The organism is Desulfovibrio sp., assembly GCF_019424165.1.
Lineage (GTDB): Bacteria > Desulfobacterota > Desulfovibrionia > Desulfovibrionales > Desulfovibrionaceae > Desulfovibrio.
In genome coordinates this window covers 48,253-67,720 of record NZ_JAHZAA010000008.1, presented here as the reverse complement: position 1 = coordinate 67,720, position 19,468 = coordinate 48,253, and the positions used below count along the sequence as shown (strand labels likewise).

Below are 19,468 nucleotides of genomic sequence, written 5' to 3'. Positions count from 1 at the left end.
CTGTGCTCAGAAAGAACGCACAGAAGTAGGGCATAGATCAGAACTCATTTGGCATCGTTCTATGGGCAAAATCTGTGATGTATCTAGATCTGACATTCAAAAGCGGCATAGTAGCACACTATACCACTTTTCCATTTTTAATTTTTTAAAACTTTATCGCAAATATAGTATGCAACAATTTACTGCTACAGAAGGAAATATTGATCTGTTATGCTTGATTGAGAAAGATATATACATCCCGGTTATTGGTAGTATCTTTAATTAGATACATGTTTAGTTAAAGACACTATATAGAAACTAGACTGTAGAGCTGTTAGGCATATTGAATCAACGTATAAATGAAATCATTGAGAGCATATGACATGAGTAAAGACATGATAAAAGAGAATACACATAGAGGATATCCAATTAACAATGGAAATGACAATGACCTACCTTGTTACACAAAGACATTAGATCAAATCATAGACACCGCTGAGCATATGGTGTCAAAGCATTCAAGAGTGTTGTCTGTACGCTTGGACATTCATAGTGAGAGGTATAGCGATTATACGCTTAGCAGCGAGGATATGACCAGAATCATTGAGAATGTTAAACGCCAGACAGATTCACGCTTTAAAAATGGAAAAAACGATCCAGATCTCCACGTTGTCTGGGTATCAGAAAGAAAGAGCTCAGACGATAATCCACATTACCACCTCAACATCTTTGTAAATGGCAATGCCATACAAAATGGCTATTTGATCAAGGAAGCATTCAACAGGGCTGTAAAAAAGAAATTGGGCACAGACAATGAAGGACTGGTCAACTTCTCCAGCAGCAATGGGAAAGTGGGCAAGTTCATCGAAAGAAACTCCCCTGACGTTGATGCCCAGATGGATGACGCGGTGTATACCGCCAGCTATCTGGCCAAGGTCCGCACTAAAGAGTCCAATCCCAAAGGCTCACGGGTGTCCTCCTGCACACGCATATGAAAAAATAGGCATCTTATGCGCTATTGGCGCGACACTTCAAAATACGGAGCCTCAAGATGCCCTCATCTACCTTTTTCGACTCATGTTCAGCTATCGACATAGACTTGGCCAGCCTTACCTGCAATGGTCCAGAATGCCACTACATCTGCAAAGCCACCCTCAAGACGGGTACAGGGCGTACGGTCTCTGCCCTGGGTGAAGCTGACACCCTCCAGGCTGCCAGCGACAGGTCACGGGCCAATGCCACACGGCTACTCCAGAGTGGCATGCCTGACGCACAGACAGAAGCCTATTCCCGTCAGCACACCGTCCAGACTCCTGAAAGGCCACAAGACAAGGCCGTTTACAATGGCGGTGGCTCCAAGCCAGCTTCTACAAAGCAGATAGATCTGGCGCAGCAAATCGCTCAGGAGAAGGGGCTGTCGGCAGAGAGGCAGAGCAACAAAACCTTTGGCAAGGCGCTGGCCCGCTTGACTGGGAGTGAAATCAACACGCTCATCAGGACGTTGAAGGACCGTTGATAAAATTCCACAGCGTAAGCACACCAGAAATGAACCTCTTTCAAAAACCCACCATCACGCATCGGCCTGCAAGGCAAAGAGAGTGCTGCCCCAATAGCAGCACTCTCTTTGTATGAAAATTAAGTATACTATGCGGCCCACATATTCCCTCAACACCCTACAGCGCAATCAGGAGCGTTTGATGCAGCAATACCGGCAGCATGACTTTGCCTACACGGACAGGCTCTTTAGCAAGGGCATCGGCTCGGAGGACTTTTTCCGCTCCATCGAGAAAGAGTTGCCCCCTGTGGTATCCAGAGCAGAACTGTCCCGGATCACAGGAGGGCTTATTTCCGTCAAAACTCTCAGCAATGAAGACGCGCTACAAAAGGGCCCAAGGGAGCGCGTCAGGGCCGGATCCAAGGTGGGTTACAGCAAGGCATCGGCCATGGCTTACCTGCGCAAGAAGTTACAGCTATTGTAAACAGTAAGAGAAGTGATGAGTATTTTTGACCGCAGAAATACCTGCCTCAAAAGAAAAATCGTTACATTTATAAAGTAGGAGGGTCGGAGAATCCACTTCTGTTTTGTCGTGCCCACTGTGATAAGCGATATTCGTGGCGTAAATCCTGCGGTTACAGCTTTTCTCGCTGCCTCGGTCGCAAATTTTGTATTCCCGGTAATACACCACGGACAGGCGTATCAGACCTATTCGGCATACGTGCTTCTGGTGGGACACCGTTGGCTGGCGCTTTATTTGGGGGGCTGCAAACCATGCTGTCATTCAAAGAGCAGCGCAAGATGACTCTTGTTGCCACTGACGGAATGCTGGACACCCCAGCGTCCGCAAACAGCGTTATGGAGGTGCCCTTAAACCTCTCCTTTGAAGGTTTGTCCTTGGCATGCGGGATGAACACATAAGGCATCTGCTGCCGCAACCAGAAAAATGGTCAATGGTGTACCAGATCTGGCGCCAGCTTGTTTATCATGCTGCAGGCTGCCTTGTTAATGGGGAGGCAGTATGATGGTCCTCTTCGATTTCAGCCTTTGGTACCGGCGGAGAATATTCCGCTTCCTTACACGTAACAAAAAAACGGCACATCCCACGCTGTTGTCTGTTTAGAAGCGCAAATGAATTATCCCAGTTAGACGTCATACGTTATAGCTTTGCTTCAGACCATCAAAACAATTGAGACACTAGGCCGCAATTAGCCTGGCAGAGTCGGGAATTCTCAACCCTGCAAATTCATAAGAACAATCGAAATGACCTCAGAACAATTCCGCGTCAGAGTATGTCTGTGATCGAACTGGAATGGAGCAGTAGCACGACATGGGAATCAAGCGGCGTTAAAGGATCCGTTATTGATTGATGTGCCGTCGGTCATATTTGCCTTTTAATGCTATTCCAATTATGCAACATGAAGTTTGAGTGCGTTTTGGTTAATGAACAGGGGCGAATATGGCACATCCGGATTTAAACTTGCTGTTGGCATTGGACGCGCTGCTGGATGAAGGCAGCGTCATTGGCGCTGCCCAGCGCATGAATTTGAGCCCTCCGGCCATGAGTCGTACCTTAAGCCGCATTCGGGACGCGCTGGATGATCCTATTTTTGTTCAGGTGGGTCGAAAGCTTGTGCCGACGGTCAAGGCGCTGGCCTTGCGCGAGCAGGTGCGCAACGTGGTGGCGCAAGCGACGCAGGTTTTTTCATCCGATGTCGAAATTGATCTAAAAGCGTTGGATCGGCGTTTCAACGTGCGCGCCACCGACGCGTTTGTGAGCATGCACTTGGGGCATCTGCTGAGAATTATGGCCGCAGATATGCCCCGCGCCATGTTGCGGTTTTCACCGGAAGAGGATGACGTGGATGAAGAAGCGCTGCGCAGTGGGCGCATTGACCTGTTTATCAGCGCTTCGCGCAAGCTGGGGCCGGAGATTTGCGTGCAGTCGTTGTCTACCACGACGTTCGTTGGCGTCGCCCGCGCTGATCATCCAATTTTTACCGACGAGATGACCCCCGAGCGCCTCACCCGCTGGGAACACATCAACGTCTCGCGGCGCGGAAAATCTATCGGTCCCATAGACGCCGCACTGGAAGAATATGGGTTGCGTCGGCATGTTGCCCTGGTTGTGCCGAACCCCTATACGGCATTGTTCGCATTGCAGGATTCGGATCTCCTGCTGTCGTTGCCCAAAAACCTGGCTAGCAGCGCGCTTTCAGCAGGTCTGCGCATTCGTCTGTTTGAATTGCCGGTTCCGCTGGAGACAGTGCTGATGATGCAGGCATGGCATCCGCGTCTGGAGAGCGACCCTGCCCACCAGTGGCTGCGGCGCACAATCCACGCCCTCTGCAACGGGGCTTCGTCGGGCATGGGGGGGTAGTTGGCTTGGCGAGGAGAGCCGCGAGGGTTAGCGCTTCTTTATACGTGCGCCAGACGCAATCGACGTAATGCAATAAATTCACTTTTCGGAATGATCGAGTCTGTCTACAGTGCAACTTATTAATTCACTGTAGAAGGATTCTGTCATGTGGTATGCGAACGTGCCTTCGGCACTTTCGAGTGTCTTTTTCTCCCGCCTTTCCCTGCTCCGGGAAGGGTTTCTCCGTGGGCTGCCCTATCTTGATCTGACCACGCCGCGTGCGACCTATGCGATGCGTTCTATCCTTGCCGCATGGCTGGCGCTGGTGGTTGCCTATTGGCTTGACCTGCGTGCCCCGTATGCGGCGGCATCCAGCGTTCTTCTTGTCATCACTCCTGTGCAAGGCGCTGTGATCGGAAAGGGCGTATGGCGAATACTCGGCACGCTGGTGGGAATGCTGGCGGCCTTCATTCTGATGAGCGCATTTGGCCAGAGTCCCTGGTTGTTTTTGCTCGGCTTTGGCCTGTGGATGGGCGTTTGTGTGGTGGGCATGACGCTCTTGCGCCATTTCAGGGCCTATGGCGCGACGCTTGCGGGGTACACCGTGGGGATGGCGGCCTATGGAGCCATGCAGCACCCAGAACTGACGTTCGATCAGGTGATGGGGCGCGGCGCTGCCGTGCTGGTTGGCGTGGTGTGCCTTGTGTGCGTGTCTGCGCTCTTCAGTACACGCAGCGTGCGAAGCCGCCTGGAAGCACAGCTGCGGCGGCTGGCATCAGCCACCGCAGGCATTCTCACGACAGATCACCCGGCGGTGCACAATGGTGAAGCATCAGCGACCAGAGCGCTGGATGCGGGCAGGCGCAATCTCATTCTTGACGTATATGGGGTGGATGATCTGTTGGCATTGGGCAAGGCCGAATCCCCTGATTTGGCGCAGCGTGCCGCCACGGTTCGGCAAACCATGGTGTCCCTGTTCGCCGCATTGGTGGGCGGGATGCCTCCCCCGTGCGAAGGCAGCTCCAGCCAGAAGGCTCTGAGAGAGTTCAAGCCCGTATGGGAACGGGCATGGCAGCAAGCCAGTCAGGCCCTTGAGCTGGAGCAGGGCCTCGCCGGGCTGGAACGTGCCATTGAAATATTGACAGATGTTCGTACGCAATTGCTGGACATGCTCTCCACGACATCGCTTGAAAATGGGGCAGAGCATGCTGCGCTGATGATCGCTGGCGATCGACTGCTCGAACAGCTCAACGACTTTGTTGAAGCTCTCAAGGGCATGCAGCTTTTGCGTTGCCCGCAGCCAACCGCAGCGCACGTCTCCGTGCCGTTCTATCGGGACAAGACTGCCGCATTGCAGAACGGCCTACGGGCCCTGTTGACTGTCATGCTGGGCGGTGCTTTCTGGATAGAAACAGGATGGACTTACGGGAGCTTGATGCTGGCGGGACTGGCATCAGGCTGCGCACTGCTGTCCACAGCTCCCAATCCTGCGCTCGGCGCAATCGAATTCATCAAGGGCACCGTGTTTGCCATCGTGATGGCGTTTTTCTGCACATTCATGGTTTTGCCCCACGTCTCCGGGCTGCCGCTGCTGCTCGTTGTCTTGGGGCTGTTCTGGTTGCCGGGTGTGTACGCAACCTCCATGCCCCGCCATACGGCGGCCGGGGCCACCTATCTTGTCGCTTTTACCACGCTGGCGGCGACGGATAACATGATGCATTACGATTTTGCGTTGTTTCTCAACAGTTCCGTCGCCTGGATACTGGCAACTTTTTTTACTTTGCTGGGCTTCCTGATTGTGCTGCCGCGCAATCGGTCGCGTGATGTGGCTCGTTTGCGCCTTGCCATCCGCGATGCCGCCCTTGGCACCTTTAAAGGGAAGCGGACGGATGCGAAAGTCTGGCAATGGAGTCAGCAGCACCGCATTGCGCAACTCGGCGCACTACTCAGAACGCAACCCGAGGCAATGGATCGGGATATCGCCAACGCTCTGGACAGTATCCATCTGGGGCGGGAGGTTCTGCGCCTGCGCCAATGGCTGCGTCAGGCGTCCAAGGATTCTGCATTACGCCGTCCGCTCGCCACAGCGTTTCGCTATATGAACCGTCGGGCTGGTGAGCCCCAACTGGCAGCACGTCATGCCCGCCGCACTGCCAGGGCCTTGTCACAATTATCATTGCAGGAGAGCGCCGCCAGAGCAGAGGCGCAGCGGCTAATCGTCGTATTGCTCGACATTGCGGCACTGCTCGAAAGTCGCGCAGAGTACTTTTCACAATATGCTGGAGGACGAGCCAATGCTCAGTGAGTTCTCACTGGCGGGCATCTATTTGCCGCCATTTTTCGTCTATTCGTGCGTAGCGCTGCCAATATACCTGGGGATTCGTTTCTTGTTCACACGCAGTGGAGTGCTGGAGTGGGTCTGGCATCCCGGTTTGTTCGGATTCGCCATTTCCCTTTGCATCGTTTCGCTGCTGATCCTTTATGCTTAACCGTTCACTTCCAGAAAGGGTGTGATTTTTTATGTTTAATCGCTCATTTCCTGCAAAGCAGATCATCCGGGCGGGCCTCACGCTGTTTGTCGTCATTGTTGCCTGGGTTTTGGTGAGTGCGCTTTGGCGCGCCTATGTGCTGGCTCCCTGGACGCGCGATGGCCGCGTCAGTGCGCAAATCGTTCGTATAGCCCCTGAGGTGTCTGGCACCGTGGCGGAAATCCTGGTGTCGGATGACCAGTATGTAAAACAGGGGGATGTGCTTTACCGCATAGATTCTGCCCATTTTACACTGGCATTGGCACAGGCCGAGGCGCAACTGGCCGCAGTACAGGCATCGTTACGTCAGAAAACCGAGGACGCCAGGCGGCGTAGGGGCATGGAGGACATCGTGCCCGCTGAAGAAATACAGCGCGCCAATCAGACACTGGCCATAGCCCAGGCTGAAATGCGCAGTGCCCAGATCGCTGTGGACAGGGCAAAGCTGGATATGGAGCACACCGTCCTGCGTGCTCCTGTTGATGGCTATATTACGCGCCTGCGGCTGAGCAGGGGCGACTATGCGGCGGCTGGTCAGGCCAATATTGCCCTGGTGGACGCGCACAGTTTCCAGCTCATCGGTTACTTTGAAGAAACCAAATTGCACGGCATCCAGCCCGGTGCATCCGCGCGGATTCGGTTGATGGGCTTTGACGAGGTGATTCCTGGCCGGGTGGTGAGTATTGGGCGTGGGATAGCCGATACCAATCAGCAGGCTGACGCGCAAGGTTTGCCAAGCGTAGCGCCGAGCTTCAGCTGGGTTCGTCTTGCGCAACGCATTCCCGTTCGCATTGAATTTGAACAAATCCCGAAAAACCTTGTCCTGGCTGCGGGCATGACAGGCAGTATCGAAGTGATGACCCCAGAAGGCGACAGACCGCCCCAGGGCCGCCTCACGACACTGCTGCACAGCTGGCTGTAGGGGGTGAACATGCTTACCTCACGAAATTATGCGCGGCTACGTATCTACGAAACGTGCTCAATCGGCCTGTTGCTGATGAGTCTGTCAGGCTGCATGGCTGTAGGCCCTGATTATAAAGCGCCAGCATTGAACCTGCCCGTAAACTGGACCGAGGCCGGCAACGGAGAGGTCACCAACGGCGTGAACAACAGTGTGAACAACAACAGTGTGACCATCAGCAGCCAGGATGGATTGCACACGTGGTGGCGGTCATTCAACGACCCCTTGCTCGACAGGATGGTCGATCAGACCTTGGCACAGAATCAGGATATAGGCATAGCCCTGGCGCGGTTGCGGCAGGCGCGCGCTGAACGGGTGCAGACCGCATCGGCGTTTGGGCCGACAATCTTGGCCGGTGGGTCTGGCGAGACCCGGCGCACCAGTAAGGCGCTCAGTTCTCAACCTGGCGGCGAGTCACGGAAGTGGCTTGTGGGCCTTGATGCAAGTTGGGAGTTGGATTTGTTTGGCGGCACGCGCAGGGCTGTCGAGGCGGCAGATGCGGGCATAGAGGCGATCGCTGAAGATCATCGGGCCTTGCAGGTGAGTCTTGTTGCAGAGCTTGTGTCAAACTATGCGGGGCTTCGTGCAACGCAGCTACGCCTGGCCATCGCGCATGACAACATCCGTACGCTGCGTGAGGGTGAGCGACTGGCAGATCAGGCTTACCGGCATGGCATGGGCACCTTGGTGGACGTAATGCAGGCGCGGGCCGAACGTGAAACAGCCGAGGCGCAGCCACCATCGCTTGAGGCAGATATTGCCCGCTTCAGTCATGCCATTGGCGTGCTTGCCGGCGGCTTTCCTGGTGACTGGCGCACAGAACTGGCCAATTCTTCTTCAGTGTTGCCCATACCTGCCCGCCTGCCTCTTTCATTACCGTCGGAGGTGATGCGCCAGCGTCCCGATATTCGTGCGGACGAACGCCGCCTTGCGGCGGCAACCGCCCAGATTGGCGTTGCCGAGGCCGAACGATTTCCCAGGTTTAGTATCCCGTTGGGCATTAGCAGCACTGTTAGCGCCATTCACAACCTCTTTTCCATCGCCAGCCAGGCTTGGGCAGCGGGTGGGCAAGCCGGTCAGTCCATCTATGATGGAGGGCGGGCAAGCGCAGGCGTAAGAGCGGCACAGGCCAAGGCCGATGCTGTAAAACTGGTTTACGAGCGGGATGTGAGGCTTGCCCTTCGCGATGTGGAAGATGCCCTGACGGCATTGACCAGTGAGCGTTTGCGACAGGCATCACTCAAGGAAGCCGTTTCAGATAGCCAGAAAGCCCTGGAACAGGCAACCCGGCTCTATGGACGCGGATTAAGCGCCTATATGCCAGTGCTTGTTGCGCAGCGCACGGTCAACCATGCGCGGGATGCTCTGGCTCTCAGTCAGTGGGAGGAAGTGCGCGGGGTCGTTGCCCTTTACAAGTCGCTGGGCGCGGGTTGGTCGGACGCGGTATCTACTGAAAAAGATGATTAAACCGATGTGCTCAACAAGTCGGCTGGACAATAATCCTCGTCGTGGATTTACGCCATCTACGCTTTTTTTGTCCATGCCTCAGAATTCATCGCCTTGGCTGCCGCAGAGGGGTGGTTCATGGACTTCAATCCCGGATTTATTAAGGCATTCAGCGCACGACACGAGATACTACCGCATTTATCCCCTAAGCTAAATCATGATCTCCCATAGCTGTTGGAGTATGTGAAATGGTCAGCCCTTTTTCGGAACAGCGCTGAGTCGCCCCCAATTTCGTAGTGCATTTCCTGTTATTACAAAGTATTAGAGTCATTTAATAAAAGCGACACGAATCATTCTGCTCTTGCATGATCCATATGCCGCTCAAAGTTCTGAAGATATATTTCACTCAGGGGATGACTATGGATGATGAGCAAATTCTCGGCATTTCGATCTTCTGCCGATTTGGTGAAGTTGAAGCTGCCAGTGATGACTATCTGGCTGTCGATGATCATTACCTTGTTATGTGCAATGGCGTGTGTGTAATCGATATACACTGGAATTTTGGCGTCTTTGAGCCTTTGCAATTTGCTTCCTCTGGCTGTGCATTGTGACTTGTCCAGCACCACCCGCACCTGAACTCCTTTTCGATGCGCCGCTATCAAAGCGGCACTAATAGGATCCGAGGTAAAGCTGTAGGCAAGCACGCTGACATCATCGGTTGCCGCGCCGATAGTTCGAATGATGGCTGCTTCTGCGCCTCCTCTGGGCGAAAAGTATATATCAACATACGCGCTATGGATGACAAGTGACGCACCCGAAGCGAAATGCGCCATAAGTGTATGTGCAAGGCCAAAGATCAATAAAAAAGCCATTGTAAGTTTTACAACGGCCATCTGAACCCAGCAGTCCCGTATCAATACGGGACTGCTGGGCATTGAATCCAATCCAGTCAAATTTGAGGGCGTAGTTTTTTGAGCAAAAACTCTTGCCATCGGCATAGGCTAAAACTGATCTGCCAGCTTTGTTATGAGCCCTGCCCCAATGGCAACGGCAAAAAATGCGGCTACAGCTTGTGGACCAATAAACCAAAACAGTTTTTGCTTCACAAGGGCGGAAAATCCTCCCGTAGTAAAAATCATGTCGGGAATGAAGAGTTTCCGTACAAAATCGCCCAGCAAGGCCCCCAAATAACCGCTGGCAACACCCACAATAAAGGCGATTGTCTTGGTAAACATCCCGTAGTCATCAGCATTTTTCAGACTGCCAACTACAAGGCATGCCATTATTACAGCAAGAATTATGTGGACTATTTTCATTGGATTCTGTGAAAGCTGCCTCTGCACTTCTCCACTCACATCAGACATGAATAGTCCTCCATTATTTTTCTTTTGTTAGTACAATTTCAGCGAACCCTGTTTGTTGCAAAAATACTTTGGAGCGCATTGTTATTTTTCTTTCTGAATCAAATATTATTTCAACTGGAGCACCACGGTTTAATGTTATTACGATTATATTACTTTTATCTTTTTTAACTTCAAAAGGCAGTGTAAAGCCATCTTTTTGATTTTCAGTGTAATATATTTCAACCGTCTTCCCAAGAACATCAAAAATTAATGAGGGTCTGACCATTCTACTTATCAATTCAGACTTCATTTCCTTTGACATCTTCCCGTATTCGGGACTCAAATCAACGGTTTCTTTCCTGTCCACTGACCATTTTCCATGAAGCTTCTCCAGGTTGTTTCCGCTCGAACCGCAAGCCAGCAAAAAGGCGCTTATAGCTACAGCAATAACAAGCGTGCCCAAAATCCTTAGCCGACTAACCATCGCTTGGCTCCATTTTGATTTTTATGCGTTGCTTGATGTTTCAAGCGTACCACGTCAGTTTTACCTCTTTTACGCCTTAAATCACGCTTTTTAGCATATGTCAATGCCGCGCCTACCGTTTAAATTATAGACTAAATCTATTCTGGAGAGTGCGGTGAAAGAGCGGCCCAACTCATTGACGCAAACAGTAGGTCTGGCCATTTGCCTGCGTCGGAAAGCCTTGGCGATGTCTCAGGAAGAACTTGCGGAAAAAGTCGGTATTGGGCAGCAGTCGCTTTCGCGTATGGAACAGGGAAAGATAGCTCCTAAATTTGAGCGATTACAGTTATTTGCTGAAGCGCTGGATTGTCGTGTGATTGATTTGTTTTCAGCGCCAGAAGCTTCTGCTGACTCTTGCGCCGAATCTCTCGCGAGCTTATTGCGCCCACTCCCAGAAGAGCAGCGAGCTTTCGTTCACCAACACACAACGCAGTTGGTGCAATTTTTGCGAAAAATGGAAAAAAATTAAAAAGTAGTGAGCCCTGCCTGGCATAACCAGACAGGGCTTTTCTTTTTTTGTAGCAAATACCATTAGAGTTGATCCATAGATGCCTGCGGGTTTGTATGGCCTCGCAGATCCGCCCTGTATCACGAATTTGCCATTGCCAGAGCCCCTGAACCCAAAACTCGTCATCAGTGGTTGGCCCGGCTTGTACAACCTTTTAATGCCGTTAAAGTCAAAAATACATAGCACAATGCAGCCGCTTACAGGCGAAAGGCCTCAATGCTTTTCAGCATTGAGGCCTTTAATTTTATGTTTTTCATGAGGATTACTGCATATGACGTGAAGAGCAGCGGTACGATCTATCACTTCAGGACCATGCTATTCATATAAAATAGAAAGGGTCATGACTAGCTGAGAGGCCTTAAAGAGGCTAAAAGCTAATAATGGCAATGAAAAACAAGTATGCTTATCGCTCGAAAATTTCAGAGGACAAAATCCGGCAAATTGTAAAGCTGTTTGCTGTTGATTTGGACGCCTCTCAAATCTCTGAGGTTACGAGCCTAAACCGCAATACCATTAACAGATATCTCGCCGCTTTCCGGGAAAGAATCGCCCGGTACTGTGAAGCTGAATCGCCTGTCAGTGGAGAGGTTGAGGTTGATGAAAGCTACTTTGGGGCACGCCGAGTTAGAGGTGTTAGAGGCCGGGGTGCTCGTGGTAAAACTATCGTTTTCGGTCTGTTTAAGCGCAATGGACGCGTTTACACTGAAGTTGTGCCCGACTGTTCAAAAGCCACTCTTCAAGGCATCATCCGAGGCCGTGTTGAACTTGAGAGCGTTATTCACTCTGACGGCTGGCGTGGCTATGATGGTCTTGTAGACCTTGGCTACCAAAAGCATTTTCGAGTTGAGCACGGCAACAACGAATTTGCGAACAAACAATCCCACATTAATGGGATTGAAAGCTTCTGGGCCTTTGCAAAGACTCGACTTGTACGATTTAGAGGCCTGCATAAACACACTTTTTATTTCCATTTGAAGGAATGTGAGTTTCGATTTAATCATCGGCGAGAGGACATATACAAACTGGTGCTCAAAATGCTCCGTAATTTTCCTCTCAGCTAGTCATGACCCAATAGAAAATATTGCCCTTGGCATTACCGCCCAGATGACAAATAGCACATTCAAGTACCGCGCCGGGAAATTGTCCCTTTCGCAGGTGGACTGCGCCCAAGGCTTTTACCCGTTGTGCTCATACTGCGAATACAACAGTGATTGCCCCAAATTCCCGCTGGGCGTGGAGATGCCACAATGGGAACCTGCTCTGGACAAGCTGGCTGTTCTCAAAAAACAGCGCACCACCTTGGATGCTGAAATCAAGGAGATGGAAGCCGTACTCAAGCTGGTGCATCGGCAGGCTGGCACTCGGGATTGGGTGAATACTGCGAATTACCGCTTTCGCATGTCAGTGGCTGCAGGCCGAACCACATTGGACAAAAACGCGCTACGGGGAGAATTGTCCAATATCTTCTGCTTTGAGCATCTGGACGATATTGACGTGGACGCCCTGTTGGCCCGCTGCGAGCGCACGGGGGAGCCTTTCGAGAAGCTGAGTGTTTCACCCATAAACTGAACTTCGGAAAATTATCATGGGATATTATTCTAACGTAGCCCCATGCCTGACAAAAAAGGGATAGCAGCCTGACTTTCAATTCCCTGCAAATGTTTGGTGCATGCACAGCCCGTTGACCGACAGCAGGCTTACCCGTAATCTGTGAGAACGGAGGCATTATGTCGCTTACCCTTGAAGAACTGGTCGAGACTGCCATAGAAAATCAGCGCGTAATCCTTGAGCTTGAGCTGAAAAAAGGAATCCCGTTGAACTACCTGGATGAAAATGGGCAATATACCCTTCGCTACCCAGATGGACATACTGAAACAATGTCACTCACCGAAGTCCAACAGGCCAACTGATGCCCAAGCTTTTGTGCATTTGTGGCCCCAATGGAGCAGGCAAGAGTACATTCTCAAGGACAATTGCCATGCGGGAAAACCTGCTGGTTATTGACCCTGATAAGCTTGCTGCTGAAGGTTTGTCCCCGATAGGCGCTGGCAAGGCTGCGGCCCGTATGGCTCGCCTCTTTTTGCAGGAAGGGGTTTCATTTGCGCGCGAGTCTACCCTTACCGCCAAGTTTGACTTCACTCTGATGCAAGAAGCAAAACAGCGGGGTTATGAAGTTGAGCTTGTCTACATACGCCTTGCTTCGGCAGCGCTGGCACAGGAACGTGTTGCTGCCCGTGCATCACGCGGAGGGCATAGCGTTCCTCCACAAGACATAGTGCGCCGCTTTGCCCGCAGCCTTGAGAACCTACCCAAAGCCATGGCCCTGGCGGACAAGGTCACCATTTTGGATAATTCCTTCTGTAATTACAAAAGAATAATATAACCCCAAAGAACATATTTTGAAGAGCCCGGCTTTCCTGATGGAAGCCGGGCTCTTTGCATTGAAGGAGCATGTATTATGAACAAAACTTTAGTCAGCGATTTCAACAATCTCCAGCCCACCGACCTCGACGCCGATCAGGTCTTCAGCGGTAAACCCTCCGGCACCACGGTCAGGGGCTATGCCGCACCTTCGGCCTACAGCCCGGCCATTGACCATGGCTACATCTTTCATGAATCCAGCCGGGACATCGTAGTTTGGTTTGTCAGCCCCCAAGGGGCTAACGAACCGCTCTATGTCTTTGGCCCCACAGGTTGCGGCAAAACAAGCTGCATCAAGCAACTGGCGGCGCGGCTCAACTATCCCGTGTTTGAAGTGACGGGCCACGGACGGCTGGAATTTGCCGACTTGGTGGGGCACCTGACGGTCAGGGACGGCAACATGACCTTTGAATACGGTCCGCTTGCGCTGGCCATGCGTCACGGGGCGATTCTGCTCCTCAATGAGATTGATTTAACTTCGCCGGAAATCGCCGCTGGCCTGAACAGCGTTTTGGACGGCTCCCCCCTGTGCATTGCAGAAAATGGGGGCGAGATCATCCAGCCGCACCCCATGTTCCGTTTCGTGGCCACGGCCAATACCAATGGTGCTGGTGATGACACAGGTCTCTACCAAGGAACCCAGAGGCAGAACCTCGCATGGCTGGACCGCTTCACCATCTGCGAGGTGGGCTACCCCGATGCAGCGGTGGAAAAAAATCTGCTGGCCCAGCGCTTCCCCTCGCTGCCCGCAAGGCTTTGCGCCAGCATGGTGGATTATGCCCATGAAGTCCGCAAGCTCTTCATGGGCGAGGCTTCCGGCAGCAATCTCACCACTACCATTGAAGTCACCTTCTCCACGCGCAGTCTGCTACGCTGGGGAGACCTGACCTTGCGCTTTCAGCCACTGGCCCATCAGGGCATCCAGCCTGTCACCTATGCCCTTGACCGGGCACTGGCTTATCGTGCCAGCCGTGAAACCCGAGCCATGCTGCACGAACTGGCACAGCGCATGTTTCCTCAACATACGGAAGCTGACCTCAAGGCAATGAGCACCGACACAGAGGAAGAATTCCTGCAGGGTGAGCAAGCCCTGCGTTTCATGCGCGGCCAGTTGCACAAAACGTCGACGGTAGCCAAGCCCCGCGTTCATCTTCAAGTAGTTCATAATCTTCCCGGCAAAACACAGGATGGCAAGTTCTGGGTCGGCGAGGCCCGCCCCGAAGGCCTTACGCTCCACTGGGGCAAACCTGGCACCGCTGGGCAACAACACCTTATCTCCGCTGAAAATTGTGCGGGCAATAACTCCGTTCTGGAACTTGAGGCCCGCGCAGCCAAAAAACTCACGGAAGGCTACCTCCTCAACACGACAAAAAGCTCATTATAGGAAAGCATCATGACACACGTTCTTTCAGACATTCGCATTTTGGACAATTTGCTGGCCCTCAATCTCAACGTCAGTTTGTGGTCGGCCCGCCGCAAAATGAGCCAGGAAGATCTGGGCGGTGCGGAACTGCCGCCTGATGATCTGGCCTCTCTTGGCTCCAAGCGCATTGCCGACCCGGAAAACCTCAAAGTGTTCGGCACACTCAAGGCCCGCGCCTTCAACTATCTGGATCGGCACGGAGTACGTTTCATGTCCGGCTGGGCCATACCCGAAGAAAAGGCCGGTGAAATTGTGCAGGAGCTGCTCAGCATCCGCAGCGACTTCCAGAAAGAAAAGGAAGCCTTCTTGGCAAGCTATGATCAGAACGTCCAGGCCTGGATTGAAAAGCACCATCAGTGGGGCGAAATCATCCGCAACTCCATCGTGGGGCCGGATTATGTTCGCAACCGCATGGATTTTCGCTGGCAACTCTATAAAGTGGCTCCTCTGGCACAGCATGCGGATAATACCGCCGTGCTGGAGGCCGGTCTGGCCGAAGAGGTGCAGGGCCTGGGTGGCACGCTCTTTGGCGAAGTGGCCAAGTCTGCCGAAGACATCTGGCGCAGGGTGTACCACGGAAAAACAGAAGTAACCCACAAAGCGCTTTCGCCCCTGCGGACTCTGCATGCCAAGCTCACGGGCTTGTCTTTCGTAGAACCGCATGTGGCCCCTGTAGCGGATATCGTACAGGCTGCACTGCTGCGTATGCCCAAGAAGGGCAATATCACCGGACCTGATTTGTTGCTTCTGCAGGGTTTGGTTTGCCTGCTTAAAGACAGTACGGCCCTCGTGGGGCACGCCCAGAAGGTCATTGAAGGCTACGGCCCGGCCTTTGTGCTGGACGCTCTGCTGGCTGGGTCGGGCGACACCTCAAGCATGCAGGTGCATAACACCGCAGGCGAAGAATCAGTCGAAGAGCCTATTCTACCAGATATCCCTATACCAGACGATGCGTTGCCACATCCTGTCATTCCCAGCCTGGGCTTGTGGTGACGTCATGATCCGTTCCAAAGATATACTCAATTGCCTGCCTCTGCTGGCGTCCGTTCTGGGCGATCAGTACGGTGTGCAGGTGCGTATCGGTGGTAAAGAGGCCTGCACCAACGGCAAGGTCATTCAGTTACCTTCATTACCTATGGATTGCGAGCCGGAAATGTTGGCGCTGGCCAAAGGTTTTTGTGACCACGAGGCAGCCCATATTCGGTACACGGATTTTGCTGTGCTGCAAGCCGCCAGGCTTGATCCTGTAACCTTCAACTTGTTCAACTGTCTGGAGGACTGGCGTATTGAAAAGCAACTGTCCGCCATTTTCCCCGGTTGCCGCCAGAATCTGAACTGGCTGATACGACGATTCTTTGTAGAGCAGGCACAGCCAAGGGCCGGGGGTGATTCCCCGGCCCTTGCTGTTTTGGACTATGTGTTGTTGACGGTGAGAGCCTGGGATGTGGAAGAGGTCAACAGACTTCGCACGGCGGTGGCAGAGGTTCTACGCCAACACTTCTCCGGTCTGAAAGAAGTGCTGGACGCAGTTTTGGTCAAGGTTCGCATCCATTGCCCTGATACGGTTTCAGCCATCGCCTATGCTCGGCAACTGGCACAAAGCATCCGACAATGGGAACCACAACAACAGGCAAGAGATGACGAAAAGCCTGCGCAACATAAATGCAAAAGGGGCAAAGGCCACGCATCCGGTGTAACGACGGGCATGGGAGATGCCACTGACCACAGCGTTCCTGCCTCCCAAGGGGAAGGCACCGGCTCGTCAGCTTGTGCATCACAAAGAGACCTGTCTGCATCTTCATCTTCCAGCAGGGCCAAGGCGCAACTGACAGCCCTGCTGCATGCCGAAGCACAGGATTTGCCACAAAACCTCGGAGAGCTTCTGTCGGCAGCACTCACCAGTCAGTCGCCGGAATCAGCAGCCGAAACGGTTACAGTCGCTGTTGAAGGCTTTCGGCAGACTGGAGCATTGCCGGAAGCGCAAAAGCTGCAAGCACTCCAAGCCAGCATCGCACTGCGCACCAGGCTCCAAGGTTTTCTGCAGGCGCAAACGCAAAAACGGTGCAGCATCGGGCGACGCGGGGCCTTGCATACCGGTTCGCTCCACAGGCTACAAACGGGCAATCCGCGCATCTTCCGCAGGGAGGTGGAACAGCGGGGCCTCAACACCGCTGTACACATCCTGCTGGACGTTAGCGGCAGCATGTCCGGCGCTCCTATCGCCTTGGCAAGGCAGGCCTGCTTTGCTGTGGCAAAGGCACTGGAAAACATCCGGGGCGTAAACCCTGCGGTCACAGCTTTTTCTGCGACAGCTTCCACAAGTTCCGTATTCCCTATCATGCGGCATGGTCAAAAGGTGCCGGACTGCTTCGACATCAACGCATCGGGCGGCACCCCTCTGGCTGCGGCCATGTGGTGGGTCATGCAGACCATGCTGTTCCTCAAAGAACAGCGAAAAATAATCCTGACTATCACTGACGGTGTGCCTGATAGCGCACACGCAGCACTACAGGCTTTGAACATAGCGCAAAGGCTCGGTTTTGAGTTTTATGGCCTTGGCATTCGTGATGAGCATATATCCCATCTGCTGCCACAGACCAGCCGGGTCATTAACGACCTGCCCGATCTGGCACCCGCCATGTTTAGTGTGCTTCAGGATGCGCTTCTGCAGGGAGGCGCGTCATGATGGTGCCACCGGACTTTTGCCACTGGAATCTGTACCGGGCGCTCCGTGCAATTCTTACACACAAACGGCGGCACATCCCGCGCTGCTGATACCCAAGGAGGATATATGAACCCATTGGCATGGATACCTGTTGCCATCGCTGTGCTGCAGGTCATCAAGGAAAATTGGGACGACTAATCATTAACAGGCACACAGGGGCGGGAGTAATCCCGCCTCCTGCATTTATGTAACTGAAAAGGAGAATATTCATGAGCAAGACTTGGACTTTTATCGGTGGCATACTGGCTGGTGTCGCAGGGGTATTCACTGCGGCGGCGATTGCGGTGGAATTAGAAAGTCAGAAAAATGGCAGTTGCGATGCAGTGGAAGAGCAAGAGAAGCTGGCCCTGCCGGAAAATAAAGACAAGTAGAAATTGCGGGCGGGAAGCGGGGAAATCCCCGTTTCCCTACCTTTGCGATGCCTATTTCAGTCTTCGTTTTTTTGACTGCGAAATTATTGGCCGATTAGTGGGCAACATGCGCATTCCACAAACGGATCGCGGCGGATTGGCTGATCGACCACTGCAAGGGATATTACAATCACAGCAGGCCAAACGGTAAGCGTCGTGTGTCCTTCCATCTGTTGTAAGCGCAAATCTTAAGGGCTGGTTCGCTCATGAGGCTACCGGACATGCCAACAATGTGCTACGGAACTGCATGGAGCAGTATCTATTTCCCATAAAAAGGTTGGAAATAGGGTTGGAAAAACAAAAAAGCACTTACAGGTATCTCCTATAAGTACTTAATTTTTATGGTGCGCCCGGCGAGATTCGAACTCACGACCTTTGGCTCCGGAGGCCAACGCTCTATCCGGCTGAGCTACGGGCGCATAAGAACTGTTTTGATATGCCGACTCGCCTTCCCTGTCAAGGCCGCAAACAACGCAGAGCGTGCCGGAGGCATGCTGCTGGCCTTGCATGTTGACCAGCCCGGGCGCGAGCGTTCTTCATGCGATTCCTGCCAGCCTGACCGCGTTGCAAGCTGAAGTTGCGCACCGTTGCCTGTTTGCGTGTAACCTGCTTGTCAGGTATGCAAGCAGCAGGGAGAATAATCATGACAAGCGCCATATCCCCAGCCACCGAGGCAGCCCGGACAGGCAGCCGCGCCGCCATGCCCGCTGTTTCGTGCGCCCGGCCGCGCGACATTCTGGTGGGCGTCAGCGGCGCCAGCGGCATGCCGCTGGCGGCATGCCTGCTGCGCAGCTTGGCGGCCATGCCCGATGTGCGTGTTCACTGCATCATTTCGCAAGGCGCGCATGCTGTTCTGCGCGCCGAGTGTGAATCCGGCCCGGAGCTGCTGACCCAGTACGCGCACCACGTTCACGACGCGGAAAACCTGGGGGCCGGACCTTCCAGCGGCTCATGGTGGCGGCGCGGTCCGGAGCCTGCGGCCATGATTCTTGCGCCGTGCTCAATGGGTACACTCGGGGCCATAGCCTCGGGAGCCACACGAAACCTTGTGCAGCGCTCGGCGGATGTAGCCCTCAAAGAGCGGCTGCCCCTGGTGCTGGTCCCGAGGGAAAGCCCGCTTTCGGCCATTCACCTGCGCAACATGCTTGCCCTGCGTGAAGCCGGAGCAGTGATCATGCCCCTCTGCCCGGGCTTCTATCTTAAACCCCAAAGCGTGGATGACCTGCTGCTGCACCTGTGCGGCAGAATTTTCGACCAGGTAGGCCTGCCGCACAATCTGGGGCGATGGCCGGGCTGACTGTAACACCGACGGAACACTGCATTCCGGCCACCTCAGGCTTTCCGCCA

General features: G+C 53.3%; 21 protein-coding genes and 1 tRNA gene. 18 read left to right on the top strand and 4 right to left on the bottom strand.

Features of this window, described 5'->3' with window-relative positions; all coding sequences use genetic code 11:
* The first annotated feature begins 338 nt into the window (after window positions 1–338).
* From QZ377_RS05050 to QZ377_RS05020, 8 genes are all read left to right on the top strand, one after another.
* Window positions 339–974, top strand: a complete 636-nt coding sequence (locus tag QZ377_RS05050) for an inovirus-type Gp2 protein (RefSeq protein ID WP_365854238.1) — start codon at window positions 339–341, stop codon at window positions 972–974.
* 56 nt (window positions 975–1,030) lie between these two features.
* The gene (locus tag QZ377_RS05045; protein ID WP_291440109.1) at window positions 1,031–1,495 is read left to right on the top strand and encodes a hypothetical protein; all 465 of its coding nucleotides are present in this window, start codon (window positions 1,031–1,033) and stop codon (window positions 1,493–1,495) included.
* Window positions 1,496–1,676: 181 nt separating this feature from the next.
* Window positions 1,677–1,958: a hypothetical protein gene (locus QZ377_RS05040; RefSeq protein WP_291440108.1), complete on the top strand. Its 282-nt coding sequence runs from the start codon at window positions 1,677–1,679 to the stop codon at window positions 1,956–1,958.
* Window positions 1,959–2,933: 975 nt separating this feature from the next.
* Window positions 2,934–3,854 (top strand): LysR family transcriptional regulator, encoded by a 921-nt coding sequence (locus QZ377_RS05035; protein WP_291440107.1) that lies wholly within the window; start codon window positions 2,934–2,936, stop codon window positions 3,852–3,854.
* Between the two features lie 145 nt (window positions 3,855–3,999).
* Window positions 4,000–6,138 (top strand): FUSC family protein, encoded by a 2,139-nt coding sequence (locus tag QZ377_RS05030; protein ID WP_291440106.1) that lies wholly within the window; start codon window positions 4,000–4,002, stop codon window positions 6,136–6,138.
* Window positions 6,110–6,322 carry a DUF1656 domain-containing protein gene (locus QZ377_RS12630; RefSeq protein WP_365854233.1) on the top strand — a complete coding sequence of 71 codons (213 nt, stop codon included), beginning with the start codon at window positions 6,110–6,112 and terminating at the stop codon, window positions 6,320–6,322. Before QZ377_RS05030 ends, QZ377_RS12630 begins: the two co-directional genes overlap by 29 nt.
* A gap of 31 nt (window positions 6,323–6,353) precedes the next feature.
* The gene (locus QZ377_RS05025; RefSeq protein WP_291440105.1) at window positions 6,354–7,283 is read left to right on the top strand and encodes an efflux RND transporter periplasmic adaptor subunit; all 930 of its coding nucleotides are present in this window, start codon (window positions 6,354–6,356) and stop codon (window positions 7,281–7,283) included.
* A 9-nt stretch (window positions 7,284–7,292) separates the two neighbouring features.
* Window positions 7,293–8,789 carry an efflux transporter outer membrane subunit gene (locus QZ377_RS05020; protein WP_291440104.1) on the top strand — a complete coding sequence of 499 codons (1,497 nt, stop codon included), beginning with the start codon at window positions 7,293–7,295 and terminating at the stop codon, window positions 8,787–8,789.
* A gap of 329 nt (window positions 8,790–9,118) precedes the next feature.
* Here QZ377_RS05020 and QZ377_RS05015 read toward each other — a convergent pair whose 3' ends face one another.
* The 3 genes from QZ377_RS05015 to QZ377_RS05005 form a co-directional block, all read right to left on the bottom strand.
* Window positions 9,119–9,703, bottom strand: coding sequence for a phospholipase D family protein (locus QZ377_RS05015; RefSeq protein WP_291440103.1), 585 nt, complete (start codon window positions 9,701–9,703; stop codon window positions 9,119–9,121).
* Between the two features lie 66 nt (window positions 9,704–9,769).
* Window positions 9,770–10,132: a hypothetical protein gene (locus tag QZ377_RS05010; protein ID WP_291440102.1), complete on the bottom strand. Its 363-nt coding sequence runs from the start codon at window positions 10,130–10,132 to the stop codon at window positions 9,770–9,772.
* Window positions 10,133–10,145: 13 nt separating this feature from the next.
* Window positions 10,146–10,574: a hypothetical protein gene (locus tag QZ377_RS05005; protein WP_291440100.1), complete on the bottom strand. Its 429-nt coding sequence runs from the start codon at window positions 10,572–10,574 to the stop codon at window positions 10,146–10,148.
* A gap of 175 nt (window positions 10,575–10,749) precedes the next feature.
* On the opposite strand from QZ377_RS05005, the gene QZ377_RS05000 reads away from it, so the two are divergent.
* From QZ377_RS05000 to QZ377_RS04960, 9 genes are all read left to right on the top strand, one after another.
* Window positions 10,750–11,103: a helix-turn-helix transcriptional regulator gene (locus tag QZ377_RS05000; RefSeq protein WP_291440098.1), complete on the top strand. Its 354-nt coding sequence runs from the start codon at window positions 10,750–10,752 to the stop codon at window positions 11,101–11,103.
* Window positions 11,104–11,522: 419 nt separating this feature from the next.
* The gene (locus QZ377_RS04995; protein WP_291440096.1) at window positions 11,523–12,203 is read left to right on the top strand and encodes an IS1595 family transposase; all 681 of its coding nucleotides are present in this window, start codon (window positions 11,523–11,525) and stop codon (window positions 12,201–12,203) included.
* Window positions 12,204–12,246: 43 nt separating this feature from the next.
* Window positions 12,247–12,711 (top strand): hypothetical protein, encoded by a 465-nt coding sequence (locus QZ377_RS04990; RefSeq protein ID WP_291440094.1) that lies wholly within the window; start codon window positions 12,247–12,249, stop codon window positions 12,709–12,711.
* Window positions 12,712–12,869: 158 nt separating this feature from the next.
* Window positions 12,870–13,052 (top strand): hypothetical protein, encoded by a 183-nt coding sequence (locus QZ377_RS04985; RefSeq protein ID WP_072312438.1) that lies wholly within the window; start codon window positions 12,870–12,872, stop codon window positions 13,050–13,052.
* Window positions 13,052–13,525 carry a zeta toxin family protein gene (locus QZ377_RS04980; protein WP_291440090.1) on the top strand — a complete coding sequence of 158 codons (474 nt, stop codon included), beginning with the start codon at window positions 13,052–13,054 and terminating at the stop codon, window positions 13,523–13,525. The genes QZ377_RS04985 and QZ377_RS04980 overlap by 1 nt, the downstream gene beginning before the upstream one ends.
* Window positions 13,526–13,600: 75 nt before the next feature.
* Window positions 13,601–14,947 (top strand): AAA family ATPase, encoded by a 1,347-nt coding sequence (locus QZ377_RS04975; protein WP_291440088.1) that lies wholly within the window; start codon window positions 13,601–13,603, stop codon window positions 14,945–14,947.
* A gap of 9 nt (window positions 14,948–14,956) precedes the next feature.
* Window positions 14,957–15,979 (top strand): DUF3150 domain-containing protein, encoded by a 1,023-nt coding sequence (locus QZ377_RS04970; protein ID WP_291440086.1) that lies wholly within the window; start codon window positions 14,957–14,959, stop codon window positions 15,977–15,979.
* Window positions 15,936–17,672: a VWA domain-containing protein gene (locus tag QZ377_RS04965; protein ID WP_365854256.1), complete on the top strand. Its 1,737-nt coding sequence runs from the start codon at window positions 15,936–15,938 to the stop codon at window positions 17,670–17,672. Before QZ377_RS04970 ends, QZ377_RS04965 begins: the two co-directional genes overlap by 44 nt.
* A gap of 248 nt (window positions 17,673–17,920) precedes the next feature.
* Window positions 17,921–18,082, top strand: a complete 162-nt coding sequence (locus QZ377_RS04960) for a hypothetical protein (protein WP_291440084.1) — start codon at window positions 17,921–17,923, stop codon at window positions 18,080–18,082.
* A gap of 381 nt (window positions 18,083–18,463) precedes the next feature.
* Here the strand turns inward: QZ377_RS04960 and QZ377_RS04955 are convergent.
* A tRNA-Arg gene (locus tag QZ377_RS04955) sits at window positions 18,464–18,540 on the bottom strand.
* Window positions 18,541–18,821: 281 nt separating this feature from the next.
* Between QZ377_RS04955 and QZ377_RS04950 the strand changes: the two genes are divergently transcribed.
* The gene (locus tag QZ377_RS04950; protein ID WP_291440125.1) at window positions 18,822–19,418 is read left to right on the top strand and encodes a UbiX family flavin prenyltransferase; all 597 of its coding nucleotides are present in this window, start codon (window positions 18,822–18,824) and stop codon (window positions 19,416–19,418) included.
* Window positions 19,419–19,468: the final 50 nt, after the last annotated feature.